20 protein-coding genes are annotated in these 18,471 nt (G+C 73.7%); 9 read left to right on the top strand and 11 right to left on the bottom strand.

Features of this window, described 5'->3' with window-relative positions:
- The first annotated feature begins 110 nt into the window (after positions 1 to 110).
- From ACFVVU_RS12885 to ACFVVU_RS12870, 4 genes are all read left to right on the top strand, one after another.
- A complete protein-coding gene (locus ACFVVU_RS12885) occupies positions 111 to 512 on the top strand; it encodes a hypothetical protein (protein ID WP_387789719.1) in 402 nt (133 codons plus the stop codon).
- Between the two features lie 671 nt (positions 513 to 1,183).
- Positions 1,184 to 1,483 carry a helix-turn-helix domain-containing protein gene (locus ACFVVU_RS12880; RefSeq protein ID WP_387789717.1) on the top strand — a complete coding sequence of 100 codons (300 nt, stop codon included), beginning with the start codon at positions 1,184 to 1,186 and terminating at the stop codon, positions 1,481 to 1,483.
- Between the two features lie 1,468 nt (positions 1,484 to 2,951).
- The gene (locus ACFVVU_RS12875; RefSeq protein ID WP_387789715.1) at positions 2,952 to 3,185 is read left to right on the top strand and encodes a helix-turn-helix domain-containing protein; all 234 of its coding nucleotides are present in this window, start codon (positions 2,952 to 2,954) and stop codon (positions 3,183 to 3,185) included.
- A gap of 175 nt (positions 3,186 to 3,360) precedes the next feature.
- A complete protein-coding gene (locus tag ACFVVU_RS12870) occupies positions 3,361 to 4,599 on the top strand; it encodes a tyrosine-type recombinase/integrase (RefSeq protein ID WP_387789713.1) in 1,239 nt (412 codons plus the stop codon).
- 132 nt (positions 4,600 to 4,731) lie between these two features.
- Here the strand turns inward: ACFVVU_RS12870 and ACFVVU_RS12865 are convergent, their stop codons facing one another.
- From ACFVVU_RS12865 to sigE, 4 genes are all read right to left on the bottom strand, one after another.
- The gene (locus ACFVVU_RS12865; protein ID WP_380690146.1) at positions 4,732 to 5,406 is read right to left on the bottom strand and encodes a hypothetical protein; all 675 of its coding nucleotides are present in this window, start codon (positions 5,404 to 5,406) and stop codon (positions 4,732 to 4,734) included.
- A gap of 342 nt (positions 5,407 to 5,748) precedes the next feature.
- Entirely contained in the window at positions 5,749 to 6,231 is a 483-nt protein-coding gene (locus ACFVVU_RS12860) for a sec-independent translocase (RefSeq protein ID WP_387789711.1), read from the bottom strand.
- A gap of 141 nt (positions 6,232 to 6,372) precedes the next feature.
- A complete protein-coding gene (locus ACFVVU_RS12855; protein ID WP_387789709.1) occupies positions 6,373 to 7,383 on the bottom strand; it encodes a zf-HC2 domain-containing protein in 1,011 nt (336 codons plus the stop codon).
- Positions 7,380 to 8,123, bottom strand: coding sequence for an RNA polymerase sigma factor SigE (gene sigE / locus ACFVVU_RS12850; RefSeq protein ID WP_380686370.1), 744 nt, complete (start codon positions 8,121 to 8,123; stop codon positions 7,380 to 7,382). Before sigE ends, ACFVVU_RS12855 begins: the two co-directional genes overlap by 4 nt.
- Before the next feature lie 332 nt (positions 8,124 to 8,455).
- Here sigE and ACFVVU_RS12845 point away from each other — a divergent pair, with 332 nt between their 5' ends.
- Positions 8,456 to 9,088 carry an O-methyltransferase gene (locus ACFVVU_RS12845; protein WP_380686369.1) on the top strand — a complete coding sequence of 211 codons (633 nt, stop codon included), beginning with the start codon at positions 8,456 to 8,458 and terminating at the stop codon, positions 9,086 to 9,088.
- 142 nt (positions 9,089 to 9,230) lie between these two features.
- Here the strand turns inward: ACFVVU_RS12845 and ACFVVU_RS12840 are convergent, their stop codons facing one another.
- A complete protein-coding gene (locus ACFVVU_RS12840) occupies positions 9,231 to 9,398 on the bottom strand; it encodes a DUF3117 domain-containing protein (RefSeq protein ID WP_014137929.1) in 168 nt (55 codons plus the stop codon).
- A 298-nt stretch (positions 9,399 to 9,696) separates the two neighbouring features.
- Here ACFVVU_RS12840 and ACFVVU_RS12835 point away from each other — a divergent pair, with 298 nt between their 5' ends.
- A complete protein-coding gene (locus ACFVVU_RS12835; RefSeq protein ID WP_380686365.1) occupies positions 9,697 to 10,497 on the top strand; it encodes an enoyl-CoA hydratase-related protein in 801 nt (266 codons plus the stop codon).
- Positions 10,498 to 10,500: 3 nt separating this feature from the next.
- Here the strand turns inward: ACFVVU_RS12835 and ACFVVU_RS12830 are convergent, their stop codons facing one another.
- Both ACFVVU_RS12830 and ACFVVU_RS12825 read right to left on the bottom strand, forming a co-directional pair.
- Positions 10,501 to 11,094, bottom strand: coding sequence for a DNA-3-methyladenine glycosylase I (locus ACFVVU_RS12830; RefSeq protein ID WP_387789707.1), 594 nt, complete (start codon positions 11,092 to 11,094; stop codon positions 10,501 to 10,503).
- Positions 11,091 to 11,543, bottom strand: coding sequence for a DivIVA domain-containing protein (locus tag ACFVVU_RS12825; protein ID WP_380686361.1), 453 nt, complete (start codon positions 11,541 to 11,543; stop codon positions 11,091 to 11,093). The genes ACFVVU_RS12830 and ACFVVU_RS12825 overlap by 4 nt, the downstream gene beginning before the upstream one ends.
- Positions 11,544 to 11,699: 156 nt before the next feature.
- On the opposite strand from ACFVVU_RS12825, the gene folP reads away from it, so the two are divergent.
- Positions 11,700 to 12,512, top strand: a complete 813-nt coding sequence (folP, locus tag ACFVVU_RS12820) for a dihydropteroate synthase (RefSeq protein WP_355364020.1) — start codon at positions 11,700 to 11,702, stop codon at positions 12,510 to 12,512.
- 13 nt (positions 12,513 to 12,525) lie between these two features.
- On the opposite strand, the gene ACFVVU_RS12815 is transcribed toward folP, so the two are convergent.
- Both ACFVVU_RS12815 and dapE read right to left on the bottom strand, forming a co-directional pair.
- On the bottom strand, positions 12,526 to 13,335 hold the full coding sequence (locus tag ACFVVU_RS12815) for a TIGR00730 family Rossman fold protein (protein WP_380686359.1): 810 nt from the start codon (positions 13,333 to 13,335) through the stop codon (positions 12,526 to 12,528).
- Positions 13,336 to 13,434: 99 nt separating this feature from the next.
- Positions 13,435 to 14,508, bottom strand: coding sequence for a succinyl-diaminopimelate desuccinylase (gene dapE, locus ACFVVU_RS12810; RefSeq protein ID WP_387789704.1), 1,074 nt, complete (start codon positions 14,506 to 14,508; stop codon positions 13,435 to 13,437).
- 136 nt (positions 14,509 to 14,644) lie between these two features.
- On the opposite strand from dapE, the gene ACFVVU_RS12805 reads away from it, so the two are divergent.
- Complete coding sequence (locus tag ACFVVU_RS12805) at positions 14,645 to 15,694, top strand: hypothetical protein (RefSeq protein ID WP_387789702.1); 1,050 nt, start codon at positions 14,645 to 14,647, stop codon at positions 15,692 to 15,694.
- 312 nt (positions 15,695 to 16,006) lie between these two features.
- Positions 16,007 to 16,795 carry a hypothetical protein gene (locus tag ACFVVU_RS12800; RefSeq protein ID WP_380690284.1) on the top strand — a complete coding sequence of 263 codons (789 nt, stop codon included), beginning with the start codon at positions 16,007 to 16,009 and terminating at the stop codon, positions 16,793 to 16,795.
- A 110-nt stretch (positions 16,796 to 16,905) separates the two neighbouring features.
- Here ACFVVU_RS12800 and dapC read toward each other — a convergent pair whose 3' ends face one another.
- Positions 16,906 to 18,069 carry a succinyldiaminopimelate transaminase gene (dapC, locus tag ACFVVU_RS12795; RefSeq protein WP_387789699.1) on the bottom strand — a complete coding sequence of 388 codons (1,164 nt, stop codon included), beginning with the start codon at positions 18,067 to 18,069 and terminating at the stop codon, positions 16,906 to 16,908.
- 20 nt (positions 18,070 to 18,089) lie between these two features.
- A complete protein-coding gene (gene fdxA / locus ACFVVU_RS12790; RefSeq protein WP_030061559.1) occupies positions 18,090 to 18,416 on the bottom strand; it encodes a ferredoxin in 327 nt (108 codons plus the stop codon).
- Positions 18,417 to 18,471: the final 55 nt, after the last annotated feature.

The raw sequence follows: 18,471 nt of genomic DNA, 5'->3' as shown, positions 1-18,471 counted from the left end.
AACCTAGAGCACTCTAGGTCTCGCAAGGAGAACCCAGCAGAAATGCAGGGAGCGGCGCCCTAACCGCCAAGTCAGTCGCCGCTCCATGCCCCAGTGAAGGGACTTCCATCATGCACGCTTCGCTCGCCACCCAGCACCTGACCGTCGGCCCCATCCGCTCCCAGGTGAGCGTGTTCGGCGACCCGGACGACGGCGAGACCGCCCCGCGCGTGGCGGTCCAGATGACCCTGCACCTGTCGTTCGAGGAGATCCTCGGCCGCCTGCTGTTCACCCCGCACGCGGTGCTGATGCAGGAGGACCTGGAGCCCGGCAACGAGTCCACGGTCATCGAGTGCCTGTGGTTCGCCATGGCGCAGACCACCGTGGACACGGCCAACAGCTACGCCGAGATGGCCATGGACATCTACACCGGCCGCCGCGCCTCCAACCTCCACGACTTCGCGGTGAGCCTCGGAACCACCATCACCCACATCTTCGGCGTCACCGCCCCGCAGACCGCGCCCGTGGGGTGAACACCCCCGGCCGGTGGTGAGCGCTCACCGGCATTCACGAGCGCTCACCACCCCACACGCCCCGCCGCCCGACCGGCCCGGTTTCAACCGCAGTCGGCCGACCTTCAGGGGCACGCGCGGGGCGGTGAACACCCGGGCGCTCACCATCGCTCACGGGCGCTCGCGACCGGTTCGCCCCGGCTGGCCGGCGGGCCCGTTTCACCCCCGGCCCGCCGACTTTCAGGGGCACCTGCGGAGCGGCGAACGTCCGGCCGTTCACCGGTGAACCTCCCGGCCGCTCACCGGTGAACGCCCCGCATTCCAGCCCGACTCCCGACCCCTGAGAAGTGGCCGTGACCAGCCACAACAGCGCCGACTCCCGCGCTCCCGAAACGTCGCCGCCCGGACCTGAAGCCCGGCCGCCGCCGCTGAAACGGGCACGGGCGGACCTGGAACCGGGCCCGCCCGTGAGCGGTGAACGCGGCGTCGTGAGCGCCGTCCGGCCGGGTGTTCACCGCCCCGTTCGCCCCGCCGCCGAAACGGCCGCCCGCGTGGCTGAAGCCGTGGCCGGCGGACCCGAAACCCACCCGCCCGTGAGCGGTGAACGCGACGCCGTGAACGCCGGTGAGCGTCGGCAGGCACTCGACCCGACCCCGCACCCGACCCACACCAACCGATCGAGGAGACCCCGCATGAACATCCAGCAGCCGACCACCGACCCGGCCCCGCTCCCGGACCCGACGAACTACCTCACGGTGCCCCAGGTGGCCTACGCCCTGAAGCTGTCGCAGGAGACCGTCTGGCGCATGGCCCGCAGCGGGCGCCTGGACTCCTACCGGGTCGGCAACGGCCGGGGGCAGGTCCGCATCCCCCGCGACGCCTTCCGCGCCTACCTGGCCGCCACCGGACTGCCCGCCGGCCTGTCCGCCGTCGCCGCCGCAGCTCCCTCCAGCAGCCGGGAGCGCTCCCCCTGGGCCAAGCCCCGCAGGTGACCGACCCCTCCGCCCGCCCGGTCAGTGGCCGCCGTGTCCAGAAAACTGGACACGGATCCTCGGGGCCCGGCCCGCACGCGGTAACGCTCCGCGCTCACATTCACACGCCGACTCCGTGCATCCGGGGGTTCCACGTACGCGTACACGCGTACGCGCGAGGAACCCCCGGGCCGTCACGGAGCGCGACACCCCGACCGGAGGCCCGATGACCGACGACGCCGCCGTGGGCGAGGACCCGCCGCCGCCCGGCACGCCGACCCTCGCCCCGCCGGACACCCCGACGCCCCGCCCCCGGGCGGCGGCAAGGGGCCCGGGAAGCGGCACCACAGCCCACCTGACGGCCACTCAGGTGGCGGCGGCAGTCCGGGGGCCGGTCGGGTCCGTGAGGCCCGCCAAGCCGCCCAGGAAGGCCCGGCGCTCCGGGCCAACACCCCACCTCGGGGCGGAAGCTCTCCCCGGCCCCCAGGAACCAGGCGGGACGCCCAGGGCCGGACAAGCAAGAAGAGCACCGGGCTCCCCCGGTGCCGGGTGCTCCTCTTGCTGTTCGGCGAAGCCGCCAAAGGTCGTGCCGCGCAGCGGCTCCTTCATCACGCCCTGAGGGCCACGCCCACTACAAGAACAGCCCCCCCTTTTTTCCTAAGAAGGGAAGCTCTGCGTCACCGCGTCACCCAGAGCCGAAAAATGGCCTCTGACCAGGGACAACACGGGTGACGCAGACGGCATCCTCTGCGTCACCGCTGCGTCACCGCGTCACCCCCTCGACGCAGCCCGCGTCACCCGGTGACGCAGGGATCCATCCCGAAAGGTCGCTGCGTCACCCCAAAACACCAGGTCAGAGACACCGGGTGACGCTGATGTCGCAGTGACGCAGAAATCCGCAGCTAGGACAACTCGCGAGCGCCGCGCGGTCCTCTGCGCCATGCGGTGACGCAGCGATGACGCAGCCCCCGGCCACTGCGTCACCCGAAACCGCAGGTCAGGGGCCCGGGTGTCGCAGGTGACGCGGTGACGCAGAAATCCGTGCCTCGGACAACACGCCCGCCCCGAGAAGCCCCGAACCCTCCCCACCCCGCCCCAGCCGGACCCCGGGGCGGGCTCCAGACCTAGCCTCCGCCCTCGCTAGACCTAGCGACACCGCTAGCGAGCAAACCGGCCCCCGACCAGCCACCTAGCAGCCAACGCCACCCCACCGTGACACCCCGAAAACCGCCCCCAGCGCACGCCGGCACCCCCGCAAGTCGCTAGCGCTAGACACCGCGCCCAGCACCACCCCCGCCGCCGCCTGACCCGCCCGGCCCGGCCCTGACGCGTCAGACGCGTCGGAAACCCCTGACGCCAAAGGGCCCATTTCCCCAGGTGACGCGTGCACGCGAGGGGTGTCAGACGCGTCTGACACCCCCACCTGACGCTTCTGACACCCCACCCCCGCACCGCTCTGACACCCCGCCCTCACCCACAGGAGAGGCCCATGGCCAACCGCCGCGAACCGGCCGACACCCCGCCCACTGTCGTGCCACTACCCGCCCGCTTCCTCACCCCCGAAGACATCGCCGCGATGTTCGGCGTCCCGCTGGAGACCGTCTACCAGTGGCGCCGCAAGCGCACCGGCCCGCCCGCCTTCCGCGTCGGTCGGCACCTCCGCTACCACCCCGACGCCGTCGCCCAATGGGTCACCGACCAGACCCACCAGACCGCCGCCTAACCCGACTGTCAGGTGACAGGCGCCAGTCAGTGACTGTCACCCAAGGCCGATTTCCCCACGTAACGCGTGCGCGCGAGGGGTGACAGTCACCGACTGGCACCCCTCTGTCACCCCCGCTGGCACCTGATCTTGAACCCCCCTTACCTCCCCCTGCGACCACCCAAGGAGCGGCCATATGGCCGGACACATCCAAGACCGCTGGTACAAGACCGAGACCGACCCCGACGGCAAGCCACGGCGCGTCCGCACCGACCGCTACGGCACCGGCAAGCGCTACCGCGCCCGATACATCGGCCCCGACGGCACCGAGAAGAGCAAGAGCTTCCCCGACCGCCAGAAGCGGCGGGCGGACCAGTGGCTCGCCCAAATCGAGGCGGACATGGCGCGCGGCCAGTACCTCGACCCGAACGCCGGGCGGGTGACCGTGAAGCAGCACGCGGAGAAGTGGCTGGCGTCGCTGAGCATGGACCCGCAGTCGTTCGTCAGCACCGAGCAGCGGATTCGGCTGCACGTGGTGCCGCACCTGGGGGCCCGGCCGCTCAGCTCGCTCCGGCCGTCGGACATCCGCGAGTGGTTGGTGACGCTGGCCGGGCAGGGGCTCTCCCCCGCCTCTCAGCGGGTCGTGTTCGCCAACCTGGGGACCATGCTCACGGCGGCGGTGGAAGACCAGCTGATCCCGAACAACCCGTGCCGGTCGACGTCGGTCCGGGCCCCGAAGCTGGCCCCGCGCCGCCTGGTCCCGTGGGTCCGGGAACGGGTGCTGGCCGTGCGCGCGACGTTCCCGGAGAACTACCGGCCGATGGTCGACCTGGCCGGCGGCTGCGGTCTGCGGCAGGGGGAGATCTTCGGCCTGGCCGTGGGCGACGTCGACTTCACCGAAGGCGTGGTGCACGTGAACCGGCAGGTCCGGCTGATCCGGAACCGCCCGGTGTTCTCCCTGCCGAAGGGCAACAAGACCCGCAAGGTGCCGTTGCCCGCCTCGGTCGCGCGGGCCCTCCGTGCGCACCTCGCCGCACACGCCCCGGTCCCCGTCACGCTTCCGTGGCGCGACACCGACGGGCCGCCGACCACGGCGGAGCTGCTGTTCACCGACGGCAAGGGGCGGCACCTCAACCGCAACCGCTTCAACCGGGACGTCTGGCACCCGGCCCTCACCACGGCCGGCGCCCAGCCCGGCCGCGAGAACGGGATGCACGCGCTGCGGCACTTCTACGCCTCGGTGCTGCTGGACGCCGGGGAGAGCATCAAGGCCCTGAGCGAGTACCTGGGGCACCACGACCCGGGCTTCACGCTCCGGACCTACACCCACCTCATGCCGAGCAGCGAGAAGCGCACCAAAGAGGCTGTCGACTCCGCCTTCGGAGAGGGCCCCGAGACGGCCGACGGCCCGGAGACGGCCCACGGGACCGACTAGGGCCTCATAGCAGCAAGTCAGAGGCCATCTGGGCTGACTTGAACAAGTTCTGACGCGCCGCCAACGGACACGCGCAGGGGCCCGCCGGATCGTCCGGCGGGCCCCTGCGCACGTCCGGCGCCGTGCCAGGGCCTAGGGGCGGGTGTAGGCGGTCAGGTCGGGGACGGCGGTGAAGCCGGCGCCGTAGGCGCTGACGCCGCGGCCGTAGGCGCCGAGCAGGACGCCGCGGGCCTCGCCCGCGAGCACCCAGCCGTACTCGGACTCGCGGTAGCGGAACGGCTGCGGCAGACCGTTCACCGGGAGGCTGAGGGTGGACCAGCAGGGGCCCTCCAGGTCGTCGGCGAGGTCCCAGGCGAGCGTGGACTGCTGGTCCAGCCAGTCCTGGCGCCGCGCGCGGTCCAGCTGGCCCGGCCAGGTGGCGGCCAGCAGGCCGGAGCTCGCCAGCCAGGCCGCGGAGGAGGCGGAGGTCGCCTCCAGGGTGCCGGTGTTGTCGGCGCTGCGGCGGCTGTCCCGGCGGGCGACGGTGACGACGACGGCGAACTTCCGCACGTCCCGCGGCTCGAACTGGCGGGCCGGCTCCTCGCCGTGGCCGAGGCTGCCGTAGTCGACGGTGCCGTGGGCGCCCGCCCGCGGGCCGCCGAAGCCGCTCGGCAGCAGGAAGCGGCGGCCGGTCCAGCCCTCGTCCAGGCCGTACCAGGGGAAGTCCGCGGACAGGTACGGCACCAGCGGGTCCGCCGGGCCGGCCTGTCCGCCGACCACGGGTCCGCCGGCCGTGGCCGTCCCCGCCGCCTGACTCGTCGCGTCCATCCCCGGGCCTCCTCAACGACGTGTGCCTGCCGTGGCGCGCTCCCATCGTGGCGTACCGCGGCCTCCCCGCCGACCGTCTTCGGCCCGGAAAGGGCCGGAAAGTGACAGACGGCACAGCGGGAACAATCAGCACAATAGCGGCGCACACGCCACCGCCCCGCTCAACCCCGGGGTCGGCGCCCCGATTCCTCCCGCCTCGGTACGGGCCGCAGGCCACCGCCCCTAGCCGAAGGGGCGCGCCGGTGCCGAAAGGGAGGAGCGACAAGCGACTGACGAAGGAGGGGGTGCCGGAGCGAGGAGCGTCGGCGCCGGCTCGAAGCGCCCCGGAGGCGAGCGGGCGAGTTACGTCGCGTCGGGGTCGAACGGGGGGCGCTCGCCGGGGGCGAGCGGGGCGGCGGAGGCGCCGGCCGGGGCGGCGGAGGCGCCGGCCGGGGCGGCGGAGGCGGGGGCCGGGGCGGCGGACTTGTCGAAGGAGACGCTGCCCGTGCGGCCGGTGCCGTTGACCACGGCGGCCGGCTTGTCGTCCAGCACCGAGCGGATGTCCAGGGTGTCCCGCATCTCCTTGAGGCCCAGCGGGTCCTCCTCGCCACCCATCAGCTGCTTGCGCACGAAGGTCTTCGGGTTGAGGTCCTCGAACTCGAAGTCCTTGAACTCCGGACCGAGCTCGCTGCGGATGTCCTCCTTCGCGGTGTCCGCGAAGGACCGGATCTTCCGGATGAAGCCCATGGTGTCCTGGATCAGCTTCGGCAGCTTGTCCGGACCGAAGATCACGATGGCCATGATGGCCAGGGTCAGGATCTCCAGTGTGCCCACGTCGCTGAACACCAAAGCTCCCTAAGCTCGCGATCGGATCGGACGGACGCTCCTCACAGGGTAATGGCCATCGACGGGTCCATGACCCCCGGTGTGATGAAGCCGTGGTGAAGACCCGCCGATGATCTCTGCCGCGAGGGGCCTGTGCTGCGGCTATCTGTTCTCGTGGTGCAGACCGGCGACGCCGGAACTCGGCGACCGTTCCGGCAAGTCGTACGGCGGGACCGCGCCCCGGGTGACCGCCACCGGGCGCAGCGGCAGGTCCACCGCCGGCACCTGGGCGTTCATCGGGACCATCCCGCCCCGGCCGCCGCCCGCCGGGCTGACCGTGGTGCCGTGCTGCTCGTCGCCCGGGCCGGCGACGCTGCCGACGCCGCCGAGCGTCACCGCGGCGACCGAGAAGGCGCCGGCCGCGGCGAAGACGAAGCGCCGCCCGCGGGCCGGGACCTGCCGGGCCACCGGGGCGGCCGCGGCCGCGGCGGCCGCCAGCGGCTGGACCGGGTCGACCGGACGGGCCGAGCGCCGCCCGATCAGCGGGCGCAGCACCGAACCCCGGCCGAACGCCCGGGGGTCGACGCCGGGTACCGGCGTATCGGCGCCGAGCGCGCCCGCGCCGAAGGAGGCGCCGGCACCGCGGCCGAACGAGCCGCCGTCCAGCCGGCTGCCGCCGAGCGTGCCGGCGGACGGGACACCGCCGCCGGGCAGGTCGTCGTCGTCCCGGCGCGGCGACTCGGCGCGCGGCTGGGAGTCGTCCTCCGGGAGCGCTCCGACGGCCAGCAGCCGGGCCATCAGCCCGGCGGACGGGCCGGGCGTGCCGGTGCGGGTGAGCAGGTGCTTGACGTTGCGGCCCTCGTCGGCCTCGGCGAGGCACTGCGGACAGGTCGCCAGGTGGGCCTGGACGCGCTCGCGCGAGTCGTGGCCGAGTTCACCGTCGACGAAGGCGGACAGCCGGTCCCCGAGGTGGTGCTCCTCGGCGGCGGGCTCGACGGCCCGTACGGCCACGGCGCGCAGCGCCGGCTCGCCCGGGGGTGCCGGCTGCGGCGCGGGGTCGGCCGCGGTGCCGTCCTGGCCCCGGCGGCCCAGGGCGGGCCAGCCCGCGCGGCGGGTGGTGGTGCGGCCGGGCGTCTCCGGGTGGCCCGGTCCCGATCGGCCGGTTCCGCTCACGATCGCCTCCGTCCGCGCCCGCCCGGTGCGACCGCGGCCCCGCCGGCGGCGGCGCCGACCGGCACCGGCAGCTCCTCGGCACTGCCGCCGCGGCGCTCACGGCCGGGGGCCGAGCCGGGGGCACGGTGCTTGAGCGCGGCGCGCAGGTGCGAGCGGCCGCGGTGGATGCGGCTGCGGACGGTGCCGAGCTTGACGCCGAGCGTGGCCGCGATCTCCTCGTAGGAGAGGCCCTCGATGTCGCAGAGCACGACGGCGGCGCGGAACTCGGGCGCCAGGGTGTCCAGCGCGTGCTGGACGTCGGCGTCGAAGTGGGTGTCGCTGAAGTGCTGGGCCGGGCTCGGCTCGCGGGAGGCGAGGCGCTCGGCCGCGTCCTCGCCGAGCGCGTCGAAGCGGATGCGCTGGCGGCGGCGGACCATGTCCAGGAACAGGTTGGTGGTGATCCGGTGCAGCCAGCCCTCGAACGTGCCGGGGGTGTAGGTCGACAGCGAGCGGAACACCCGCACGAAGACCTCCTGGGTGAGGTCCTCGGCGTCGTGCTGGTTGCCCGTCAGGCGGTAGGCGAGGCGGTAGACGCGGGCGCTGTGGGCCTCGACGATCTCCTCCCACGTGGGGGGAGTCCAGGTCTGCGCGTCGGGTCCCTCGGCGAAGGTCGCGAGGGCGGGAGCCTCGGCGGTACCGGCGGCCGGCGCCTGGTGCGCGGGGGCCGGCTGGTCCAGGGTGGAGTGCGCAGGCTGGTTCATCACGGGCTTCGGCGTACGGGTCGACGCGGTGCCGCGGGAGTGCCGCCGCACAGGGACGTCGCCCTCGGCCACACCTCCTCGGTCGGCTCTTCTGCCCAGCAGGGCCACCACCATATCCACCTCGCCCGTCAAGCCCGGATAAGAAGCGTCCGGGACCGGCCGACCCGGATGACCCGGTCCGGAGGGTGTCCGGGAGGTCACGTTCCCCCGGTCCCTGCTCGACCAACGGCCCGCCGCCGTACGCGGTTCCCGTCCGGCCAGTAATCTGTGGCAGGAAATATCGACATCCGCTCCGCGCCGGGCCGTCACCCGGGGCTCCGAAAGAGGCAGCCATCAGCGAGTTCGGGCCCGCGCGCGCGGCCCTCGCCGACACCTACGTCGGCGAGGACGCGGTGCTGACCTACGCCCGGGCACAGTCCGCGCGGACCGGGATACGGGCGATCGGGCCGAGCGGCGGGGCCTGCCTGCGCCTGCTGGCCGCGGCGTTGGACGCCAAGGCGGTGGCCGAGATCGGCACCGGGACGGGCGTCTCCGGGGTGTACCTGCTGCGCGGGATGCGGCCGGACGGGGTGCTCACCACCGTCGACTCCGAGCCGGTGCGCCAGCAGCTGGCGAAGGAGGCCTACCAGGCGGCCGGGTTCGCGGCCAACCGCTCGCGGTTCATACCGGGCCGGGCCCTGGAGGTGCTGCCCCGGCTCGCGGACGGCCAGTACGACCTGGTGTTCTGCGACGGGGACCCGGCGGAGTCCCGGGAGTACCTGTCCGAGTCGCTGCGGCTGCTGCGGCCGGGCGGGATGGTCTGCTTCGAGGGCGTGTTCCAGGAGGGCCGGCTGGCCGAGCCGGAGTTTCAGGACCCGCAGACCCAGTCGGTGCGGGACCTGGTCCAGGCCGTCCGGGAGAGCGACGCGCTGCTGCCCGCGCTGCTGCCGGTCTCGGACGGGCTGCTCTGCGCCGTGAAGCGCTAGGAGCGCCGGAAGGGCCGGAAGGGCCGGAAGCGCCGGAAGGGCTTTCCGGCGGCGTCCGGAAAAGTACGGGGCCCGGGCCGACACGATGGTCGTACCCGGGCCCGGCAGCACATCTCCAGGAGATGGCGAGCACCTGCTGCGGTCAGCCGCAGGCCTTCTTCAGGGCCTCGCCGAGGGCGTCGGCCTCGTCAGGCGTGAGCTCCACCACGAGGCGTCCGCCGCCTTCGAGCGGAACGCGCATGATGATGCCCCGCCCCTCTTTGGTGACTTCGAGCGGGCCGTCACCCGTCCGCGGCTTCATGGCCGCCATGCTCGTTCCCCTTCCTGCAACCGCTCAGCTACGCACCGGCAGTCCGTCCACCGCCGGTATCGAACGCATTGATCGGAAGCCATTATCCCGCATGCCACGGCCTGATGACCAACATCACTCTCGGCGCAACCACGTCCGGACCACCGCAATCCCGCACATTTTCCGGCATAAGCCCCGGCGCGGCGCCGGTCCGCGGGGCGCCGAAAGGTGCGATACCTCACACTCCCCAGGCGCCCGGGGACTCCGGCATCCTGGCAGCGACGATCAGAGCCGATCACGAGCAGGGGAGCCCTCACCCATGTCCGATTCCGTGCTGTACGAGCTGGACGGCGGCCTGGCCGTCATCACCCTCAACCGCCCCGAGGCGATGAACGCGCTGGACGTGGCGACCAAGGTGGCGCTGCGCGACACCGTGACCGCCGCCGCCGAGGACCCGGCGGTGCGGGCGGTGCTGCTGACCGGCGCGGGCGACCGGGCGTTCTGCGTCGGGCAGGACCTCAAGGAGCACCTGGGCCTGCTGAAGCGGGCCGAGGAGACCGGCGAGGGCGCGCTGAGGACCGTCGCCGAGCACTACAACCCGCTGCTGCGGGCGCTGGCCGGGATGCGCAAGCCGACGGTGGCGGCGGTCGGCGGGGTGGCGGCCGGCGCGGGCGCCTCGCTGGCCTTCGCCTGCGACTTCCGGATCCTCGCGGACACCGCCGGTTTCAACACGGCGTTCGCCGGGATCGCACTGACCGCCGACTCCGGTGCGTCCTGGACGCTGCCGCGGCTGGTCGGGCACGCCAGGGCGACCGAGCTGCTGATGCTGCCGCGCACCGTGAAGGCGGCCGAGGCGATGGAGCTGGGCCTGGCCACCAAGGTCGTACCGGCCGCCGAACTGGCCGCCACCGCCCGGGTGTTCGCCAAGGAGCTGGCCGAGGGCCCGACGGTGGCGTACGGCGCGATCAAGGAGTCGCTGGCGTACGGCGCCGCGCACTCGCTGAGCGAGCTGCTCGACAAGGAGGACGAGCTGCAGACGCTGGCCGGCGAGAGCGAGGACCACCGGATCGCGGTGCGCGCCTTCATCGCCAAGGAGAAGCCGAAGTACCTCGGGCGGTAGGCGCTATCCCCGGAGGGCGGTCCGGACGTGGCAGTCGGCGAGGTGGTCGTCGACCAGTCCGCAGGCCTGCATCAGCGCGTACGCGGTGGTCGGGCCGACGAACCGGAAGCCGGCCTTCTTCAGGGCCTTGGCCAGCGCCGTCGACTCGGGCGTGACGGCCGGCACCTCGCCGAGCGTGCGGGGCGCCGGCCGGTCCGGGTCGCCGGCGAACTGCCAGATCAGCGCGTCCAGTCCGCCGTCGAGGTCGCGGGCGACCCCGGCGTTGGCGATCGACGCCTCGATCTTGGCCCGGTTGCGGATGATGCCGGTGTCGGCGAGCAGCCGCTCGACGTCGGCCGCGCCGAACTCCGCCACCTCGGCGATCCGGAAGCCGGCGAAGGCGGCCCGGAAGCCCTCCCGGCGGCGCAGGATGGTGATCCAGGACAGGCCGGACTGGAAGGCCTCCAGGCAGACCCGCTCGAACAGCGCGTCGTCGCCGTGCACCGGGCGGCCCCACTCGGTGTCGTGGTAGACCCGGTAGTCGTCCGTCGAGTCTCCCCAGCCGCAGCGGCGCAGCCCGTCCACGCCGAGGACGGCGCCGCCGGGCTCGGCGCTCACTCCCGGCCCTCGGGCTCGGCGTCCGCGGGCCTCGCGCCCTCGGGGCCCGGTGCCGCGGCGGCCTTGGTGAGGGCGACGGCGGGCTCGACGACCCGGGCAAACTCCTCCAGGCCGGGCAGCGGCTCGGCCCCGGGCTCCGGGCGGTCGTCGGCCACGACGGCGCCGCGCACCGCGGCCAGCGCCTCCAGTTCGGCGATCCGCTCGTCGCGGTGGGCGAGTTCGGCACCCAGCCGGTCGAGGACGTCGTCCACCTCGTCCATCCGGTAGCCGCGCACGGCCATCGGCAGGCGCAGCGCCTCGACGTCGCCCTGGCCGAGCGGACGGTCCTGCGGCAGACGGGCGGAGATACGGTCCTGCACGGCCTCCGGCAGCGAACCGCCGCCGCCCAGCGCCACCAGCGCGGCACCGCCGACCACCACGGCCATCGCCGCCACGATCACCCAGAACACGAGCGGTCCTCCCGATTTTCCGGCCGGCCCCGACAGGAGTGGGATCATGGTCCCGATGGGCCGGGGGACATCATCGCACCCGCAGCAGCTGTGGAGGAGACATCGGTGGCACTGCGCCTGGGACCACGGGAATTCGGCGACGACGAGCTGGTGATCATGGCGATCGTCAACCGGACGCCCGACTCCTTCTTCGACAGGGGCGCGACCTTCGCCGACGAGGCCGCGTTCGCCGCGGCCGACCGCGCGATGGCCGAGGGCGCCGCGATCCTGGACATCGGCGGGGTGAAGGCCGGCCCCGGCGACGAGGTGACCGTCGAGGAGGAGCTGCGGCGCACCGTGCCGTTCGTCGCGGAGCTGCGCAAGCGCCACCCGGAGGCCGTGATCAGCGTCGACACCTGGCGGCACGAGGTCGGCGAGGCGGTCTGCGAGGTGGGCGCGGACCTGCTGAACGACGCCTGGGGCGGGGTGGACCCGCGGCTGGCCGAGGTGGCCGCCCGCCACGACGCCGGGCTGGTCTGCACCCACGCGGGCGGCGCCGAACCGCGCACCCGGCCGCACCGGGTCGGCTACCAGGACGTGATGGCGGACATCCTGCGGGTGACCGTCGGGCTGGCCGAGCGGGCGGTGGAGCTGGGCGTGCGGCGGGACGCGGTGATCATCGACCCGGGGCACGACTTCGGGAAGAACACCCGGCACTCGCTGGAGGCGACCCGGCGGCTGCCGGAGATGACCGCGACCGGCTTCCCGGTGCTGGTGTCGCTGTCCAACAAGGACTTCGTCGGCGAGACCCTCGACAAGCCGGTGGACGAGCGGCTGCTCGGCACGCTGGCCACCACGGCGGTCTCCGCCTGGCTGGGCGCCCGGGTGTACCGGGTGCACCAGGTGGCGGAGACGCGGCAGGTGCTGGACATGGTCGCCTCGATCCGCGGCACCCGCCCCCCGGCGGTCGCCCGCCGGGGACTGGCCTGAGGGGCAGAAGGAGCTAGATCTCCTCCGCCGGGCGGCGGGCGTCGGCGAGGATCTTCATGACCTCGTCGATCTCGTCGGTGACGTGGAACAGCTCCAGGTCGTGCGGGGCCGCCTTGCCCTGCGCGACCAGGGTGTTGCGCAGCCAGTCGACCAGCCCGCCCCAGTAGGCGCTGCCGAAGAGGATCACCGGGAAGCGGGTGACCTTCTTCGTCTGCACCAGGGTGAGCGCCTCGAACAGCTCGTCCAGCGTGCCGAGTCCGCCCGGCAGGACGACGAAGCCCTGGGCGTACTTCACGAACATCGTCTTGCGGACGAAGAAGTAACGGAAGTTCAGCCCGAGGTCGACGAACTCGTTGAGCCCCTGCTCGAAGGGCAGCTCGATGCCGAGCCCGACGCTGAGCCCGCCGGCGTCCGAGGCGCCGCGGTTGGCCGCCTCCATCGCGCCCGGACCGCCGCCGGTGATCACCGCGTACCCGGCCTCGACCAGCGCCCGGCCGATCGCCACCCCCGCCGCGTACTCGGGCGAGTCGACCGCGGTCCGGGCGGAGCCGAAGACGCTGACCGCGGGCGGGAGTTCGGCCAGCGCGCCGAAGCCCTCGACGAACTCGGAGGTGATCCGCAGCACCCGCCACGGGTCCGTGTGCAGCCAGTCGGTGGGACCGGTGGTGTCCAGCAGGCGCTGGTCCGTGGTGCTCTCGCCGACCTGGTCCCGGCGCACCAGCACCGGGCCCTTCTGCTTCTCGGGCCACGCCTTCTTCACGCGCGGCTCGCCCACCTGCTCGGGGCCGTGCCCGTAGCGCTTCTCGTCTCCAGTGCCTGTCATGACGAAACCCTACGCCCGCCTCTCCCCTTTTTCAGGCAACGGTGGAAGGTCGGTTGGACGACCGGAAGATGGCCTGCCGCCGATGGCCGGACGGCCGGCTCAGGCCGTCAGCCAGGCGCGCAGCCGCTCCTCGGTCCGCGCGATGGCGCTCAGCGAGCAGTGCTCGTCCCGCTTGTGCGCCATGTTGGGGTCGCCCGGGCCGTAGTTGACCGCCGGGACGCCGAGCGCGCTGAACCGGGCCACGTCCGTCCAGCCGAACTTGGCGCGGGCGGTGCCGCCGGTCGCGGCGAGGAACGCCTGCGCGGCCGGCTGGTTGAGGCCGGGCAGCGCCCCCGGGGCGAAGTCGGTGACGGTGACCTCGAAGCCGTCGAAGACCTCGCGCACGTGCTTCTCGGCGTCGGCCTCGTCACGGTCCGGCGCGAAGCGGAAGTTGACCGTCACCACGCACTCGTCGGGGATGACGTTGCCGGCCACGCCGCCGTCGATGCGCACCGCGTTGAGGCCCTCGTGGTACTCGAGACCGTCGATCTCGACCAGGCGCGCCCGGTACTCGGAGAGCCGGCGCAGCACCTCGCCGGCCTTGTGGATGGCGTTGTCGCCGAGCCAGCTGCGGGCCGAGTGCGCGCGGACGCCGCCGAGCCGGATCTGCGCGCGCAGCGTGCCCTGGCAGCCGCCCTCGACGACCGCCCCGCTGGGCTCCATGAGCACCGCGAAGTCGGCGGCGAGCCAGTCGGGGTGGACCCGGGCGAGGTGGCCGAGGCCGTTGCGGTGGGCCTCCACCTCCTCGCAGTCGTAGAAGACGAAGGTGAGGTCCCGGTTGGGCTCGGGCAGGGTGGCGGCGAGCCGGAGCTGGACGGCGACGCCGGACTTCATGTCCGAGGTGCCGCAGCCGTGGAGCAGGTCGCCCTCGGCCCAGGAGGGCACGTTGTCGGCGATCGGCACGGTGTCGATGTGGCCGGCCAGCACGACGCGCTCGGCGCGGCCGAGGCCGGTGCGGGCGACCACGTTGTTGCCGTACCGGTCGACGGTCAGGTGCGGGTAGGCGCGCAGGGCGGCCTCGATCGCGTCGGCGAGCGCCTGCTCGTCGCCGCTGACGGAGGGGAAGTCGACCAGCTGGGCGGTCAGCGCGCCGCCGTCGAGGGTGAGGTCCAGGGGCGTCTTCGGGCTGCTCATGGTTGCCCAGCCTAGTCGGGTCGCCGGCACCCCCTGTGGCAGTGCTGTGACAGGGCCGGAGGCAACCGTCCGTCACCGCACACCCGTCCGACTGGGTACGGTGTCGGTTCGGAGTGCTCGGCGGAGAGGGGCGGCGGTGGCGAGGCGAGAGGGCGGCGGCGGGGGCGAGGACGCGGCACCCCGGCGGCGCCGCAGGCCGCTGCGGGTGGTGCTGATCGGTCTGCTGGTGCTGGCCGTGGTCGCGGGGGCGCTGTTCTGGCTGCGCGACAACAAGCTGCTGACCCCCGAGGGCTGCTCGGTGAAGACGCCGGCCGGCGAGGGCACGCTGGAGGTCCCGCAGGCGGCCAACGCGGCGACCATCGCCGCCGTGGCGCACGCCCGCGGCCTGCCGGACCGGGCGGTGACCATCTCGCTGGCCACCGCGATGCAGGAGTCCAAGATCCGCAACCTGGCCGGCGGCGACCGGGACTCGGTGGGCCTGTTCCAGCAGCGGCCCTCGCAGGGCTGGGGCACCGTGCAGCAGATCATGGACCCGGTCTACGCGACCAACAAGTTCCTGGACGGCCTGGTCAAGGTGCCCGGTTACACCCGGCTGCCGCTGACCGACGCGGCCCAGCAGGTGCAGAAGAGCGGCTACCCGCAGGCCTACGCCAAGCACGAGACCAAGGCCACCCTGCTGGCCTCCGCGCTGACCGGCCGCGAGGCGGCCTCGCTGAACTGCGTGGTGCACGACTTCGCCGAGCCGGACACCGACGAGGAGAGCGCGGCCCCGGCCGCGCCGGCCGGGGCCGCGCCCGCCTCCGGTGCCGCGCCCGCCTCCGGTGCCGCGACGCCGGCCGGCCCGGACCGGGCCCAGGTGCTGAGCGACCGGGTGCGCCGCGAGTTCGGCCGCACGGTGACCCCGGCCACCGGCTACTCCTCCACCGTCAAGGGCGCGGAGAACGCCGTCTCGCTGACCCCGGACCCGACCGCGTCCACCGACTCCGGCCCGGACGCCGAGCGGCAGAACGGCTGGGCGGTGGCGCACTGGGCGGTGACGCAGGCGCAGAAGCTGGGCATCGAGACCGTCGCGTACGACGGGAAGATCTGGCGGAAGGCGAAGTCCGAGGACGGCTGGAAGCCGCAGCCGACCGGCACCTCGACCAAGCTGGTGCTGGTCTCGCTGGCCGCCCCCGCGAAGGGCTGACGGCCGCCGGAGGCGGCGGGCCCGGGGCGTTGACGCACTGGTGTCCGGGTTGCCGCCGACCGGGTGATTCGCGTCAATCGCGGTGGACGGCGGGCCGGCCGGGGCGGACGGGGCGCAGAACCGTCACTCCCCTTGGCCCGTCGCGGGCGCTCACCTCCGGTCCGGGACCCGGCGCACCCTCCCAGCGGTCCTACCATCCGATCGTCGACCCGGCGTTTTCCTTGCACGGGCCGAAACCTTCTGGCTTCTCAAGCGGTAACAACGTCGTCCGCCCGGCGGACGGGACGGACCCAGACCCCTCCGAGGAGCCCCATGTCTCACCCCCTCACGCGCCGGATCGCCCAGGCCGCGCTGCTCGTGGCGGCCGGCGCGACCCCGCTGGTCGCGGCCGGCTCCGCGTCCGCCGTCGACGCCCTGCTGCCGAAGGGCGACCTGGCCGCGCCGCTGGGCCAGCTCACCAACACCGACGCCGGGTCCACCCTCCAGCACACCACCCACCAGCTGGGCCAGGCGGCCGGGAACACCGGCGCCGCCACCGTCGCCTCGGGCGTGCCCGCCGCGGCCGACGCGACCGGCAACATCGTCGCCCAGCAGCTGCCCGAGGCGAACGAGAAGGCCGGCTCGCTGACCGCCCCGGTCGACCAGACCGCCGCCACCACCGGCGAGCTCTCCCGCGTCGCCCCGAAGGTCGCCCAGGCGCTGGCCGGCAAGCTCGGCGAGGCCGTCACCGGCAAGAGCGCCACCCCGCAGCGCAGCTCGCACGCCGGTCTCGGCCCGGTCGGCGAGCTCGCCCCGGCCGCCGGCACCGTCACCGGCGCCGTGCCGGGCGGCAGCGGGGTCGCCCAGGCGATCCCCAGCACCACCACCGTCACCGACGCGCTGCCGCTCGGCACGGTCACCCGGGCGCTGCCCGCCGACCTGCCCGGCGCCGACGTGCTGGGCCTCGCCGAGCACGGGTCGGCCAACCGCCTCGGCGGTGCCGACCTCGGCGCGAACAGCCCGCTGAACGGCCTGGGCGGCCTGACCAGCGCGCTCGGCCCGCTCAGCGGCCTGCTGGGCGGCCTCAACGGCGGTTCGCTGGGCGGCCTGCCGATCGGCTGAGCCCGCACCGGCACCGGCCGAGCGCACACCGGCCGGACCCGCCCGCACAGCGGCGAGGGGGCCGGCGTCCGGAAACCCGGACGCCGGCCCCCTCGCACGCGCGCCTCCGGCTACCGCGCCCCGGCCGCCGCGCGCAGCCGCTCGACGGCCGCCGCGACCCGCTCGTCGGTCGCGGTGAACGCGACCCGCACGAACCGCCCGCCGGCCGGACCGTAGAAGTCCCCGGGCGCCACCAGGATGCCCAGCCCGGCCAGCTCGGCCACGGTCTCCCAGCACGGCCGGTCCTGGGTCGCCCACAGGTAGAGGCTGGCCTCCGAGTGCTCGATCCGGAAGCCGTACGCCTCCAGCGCCGCCCGCAGCGCCGCGCGCCGGGCCGCGTAGCGCTCCCGCTGCTCGGCCACGTGCGCGTCGTCCCCGAGCGCGGCGGCCGTGGCCGCCTGCACCGGGGCCGGCACGATCATGCCGCCGTGCTTGCGCACCTCCAGCAGCTCCCTGACCACCACCGGGTCGCCCGCCACGAAGGACGCGCGGTAACCGGCCAGGTTGGAGCGCTTGGACAGCGAGTGCACCGCGAGCAGGCCCTCGTGGCCGCCCTCGCCGCACACCTCGGGGTGCAGCACGGACACCGGCTCGGCCTCCCAGCCGAGCTCCAGGTAGCACTCGTCGCTGACCAGCAGCACCCGGTGCTCGCGCGCCCACTCCACCGCGCGGCGCAGCTCCCGCGCACCGAGCACCCGCCCGGTCGGGTTGGACGGCGAGTTGACCCACAGCAGGCGCACCCGGGAGCCGTCCAGCTCGTCCACCGAGTCGTACTCGACCGGCTCGGCGCCGCACAGCCGCGCGCCCACCTCGTAGGTCGGGTAGGCCAGCCGCGGGTAGGCGACCTGGTCGCCGGGGCCGAGGCCCAGCTGGGTAGGCAGCCAGGCGACCAGCTCCTTGGAGCCGACGGTCGGCAGGACGGCCTGCGGACCGATCTCGGCGCCGAGCCGGCGGTGCAGCCAGCCGGCGATCGCCTCGCGCAGCTCGGTCGGCCCCCAGACGGTCGGGTAGCCGGGTGTGTCGGTGGCGGCCGCGAGGGCCTTCTGGATCACCTCGGGCACCGGGTCGACCGGGGTGCCGACGGAGAAGTCGCAGAGCCCGCCGGGGTGGGCCAGCGCCGTCGCCTTGTACGGCTCCAGCTTGTCCCAGGGGAACACCGGCAGCAGGTCGGAAACGCGGCGCGCCGCTCCCGGGTGGCCCGGGAACGGCGCGTGCGTGCTGTTCTTGGTAGTCACAGCTCAGTTGCCACCAGTCGTCAGTGGTCGGCGTTCTGCGGCGGCAGAGCGGCGATGAACGGGTGGTCGCGCTCGATCAGGCCGAGCTTCGAGGCACCACCGGGCGAACCGAGGTCGTCGAAGAACTCGACGTTCGCCTTGTAGTAGTCCTTCCACTCCTCCGGCGTGTCGTCCTCGTAGAAGATCGCCTCGACCGGGCAGACCGGCTCACAAGCGCCACAGTCGACACACTCATCCGGGTGGATGTAGAGCGATCGCTCGCCCTCGTAGATGCAGTCAACCGGGCACTCTTCGATGCACGCCTTGTCCTTGACGTCGACACAAGGCTGCGCGATGACGTAGGTCACGCTGTCGTTCCTCCTCGGAAGGGCTCGGCGGCCCATTCTGTTTTCTCGCGTGCGC

It is taken from the genome of Kitasatospora sp. NPDC057965, from assembly GCF_042887135.1.
Lineage (GTDB): Bacteria > Actinomycetota > Actinomycetes > Streptomycetales > Streptomycetaceae > Kitasatospora.
This window is presented reverse-complemented; position numbering and strand designations above follow the sequence as displayed.

Coding starts and splice junctions, on each gene's coding strand:
- ACFVVU_RS12885 (WP_387789719.1), top strand. CDS start 111: ATGCACGCTTCGCTCGCCACCCAGCACCTGACCGTCGGCCCCATCCGC.
- ACFVVU_RS12880 (WP_387789717.1), top strand. CDS start 1,184: ATGAACATCCAGCAGCCGACCACCGACCCGGCCCCGCTCCCGGACCCG.
- ACFVVU_RS12875 (WP_387789715.1), top strand. CDS start 2,952: ATGGCCAACCGCCGCGAACCGGCCGACACCCCGCCCACTGTCGTGCCA.
- ACFVVU_RS12870 (WP_387789713.1), top strand. CDS start 3,361: ATGGCCGGACACATCCAAGACCGCTGGTACAAGACCGAGACCGACCCC.
- ACFVVU_RS12865 (WP_380690146.1), bottom strand. CDS start 5,406: ATGGACGCGACGAGTCAGGCGGCGGGGACGGCCACGGCCGGCGGACCC.
- sigE (WP_380686370.1), bottom strand. CDS start 8,123: ATGAACCAGCCTGCGCACTCCACCCTGGACCAGCCGGCCCCCGCGCAC.
- ACFVVU_RS12840 (WP_014137929.1), bottom strand. CDS start 9,398: ATGGCGGCCATGAAGCCGCGGACGGGTGACGGCCCGCTCGAAGTCACC.
- ACFVVU_RS12835 (WP_380686365.1), top strand. CDS start 9,697: ATGTCCGATTCCGTGCTGTACGAGCTGGACGGCGGCCTGGCCGTCATC.
- folP (WP_355364020.1), top strand. CDS start 11,700: ATGGCGATCGTCAACCGGACGCCCGACTCCTTCTTCGACAGGGGCGCG.
- ACFVVU_RS12815 (WP_380686359.1), bottom strand. CDS start 13,335: ATGACAGGCACTGGAGACGAGAAGCGCTACGGGCACGGCCCCGAGCAG.
- dapE (WP_387789704.1), bottom strand. CDS start 14,508: ATGAGCAGCCCGAAGACGCCCCTGGACCTCACCCTCGACGGCGGCGCG.
- ACFVVU_RS12800 (WP_380690284.1), top strand. CDS start 16,007: ATGTCTCACCCCCTCACGCGCCGGATCGCCCAGGCCGCGCTGCTCGTG.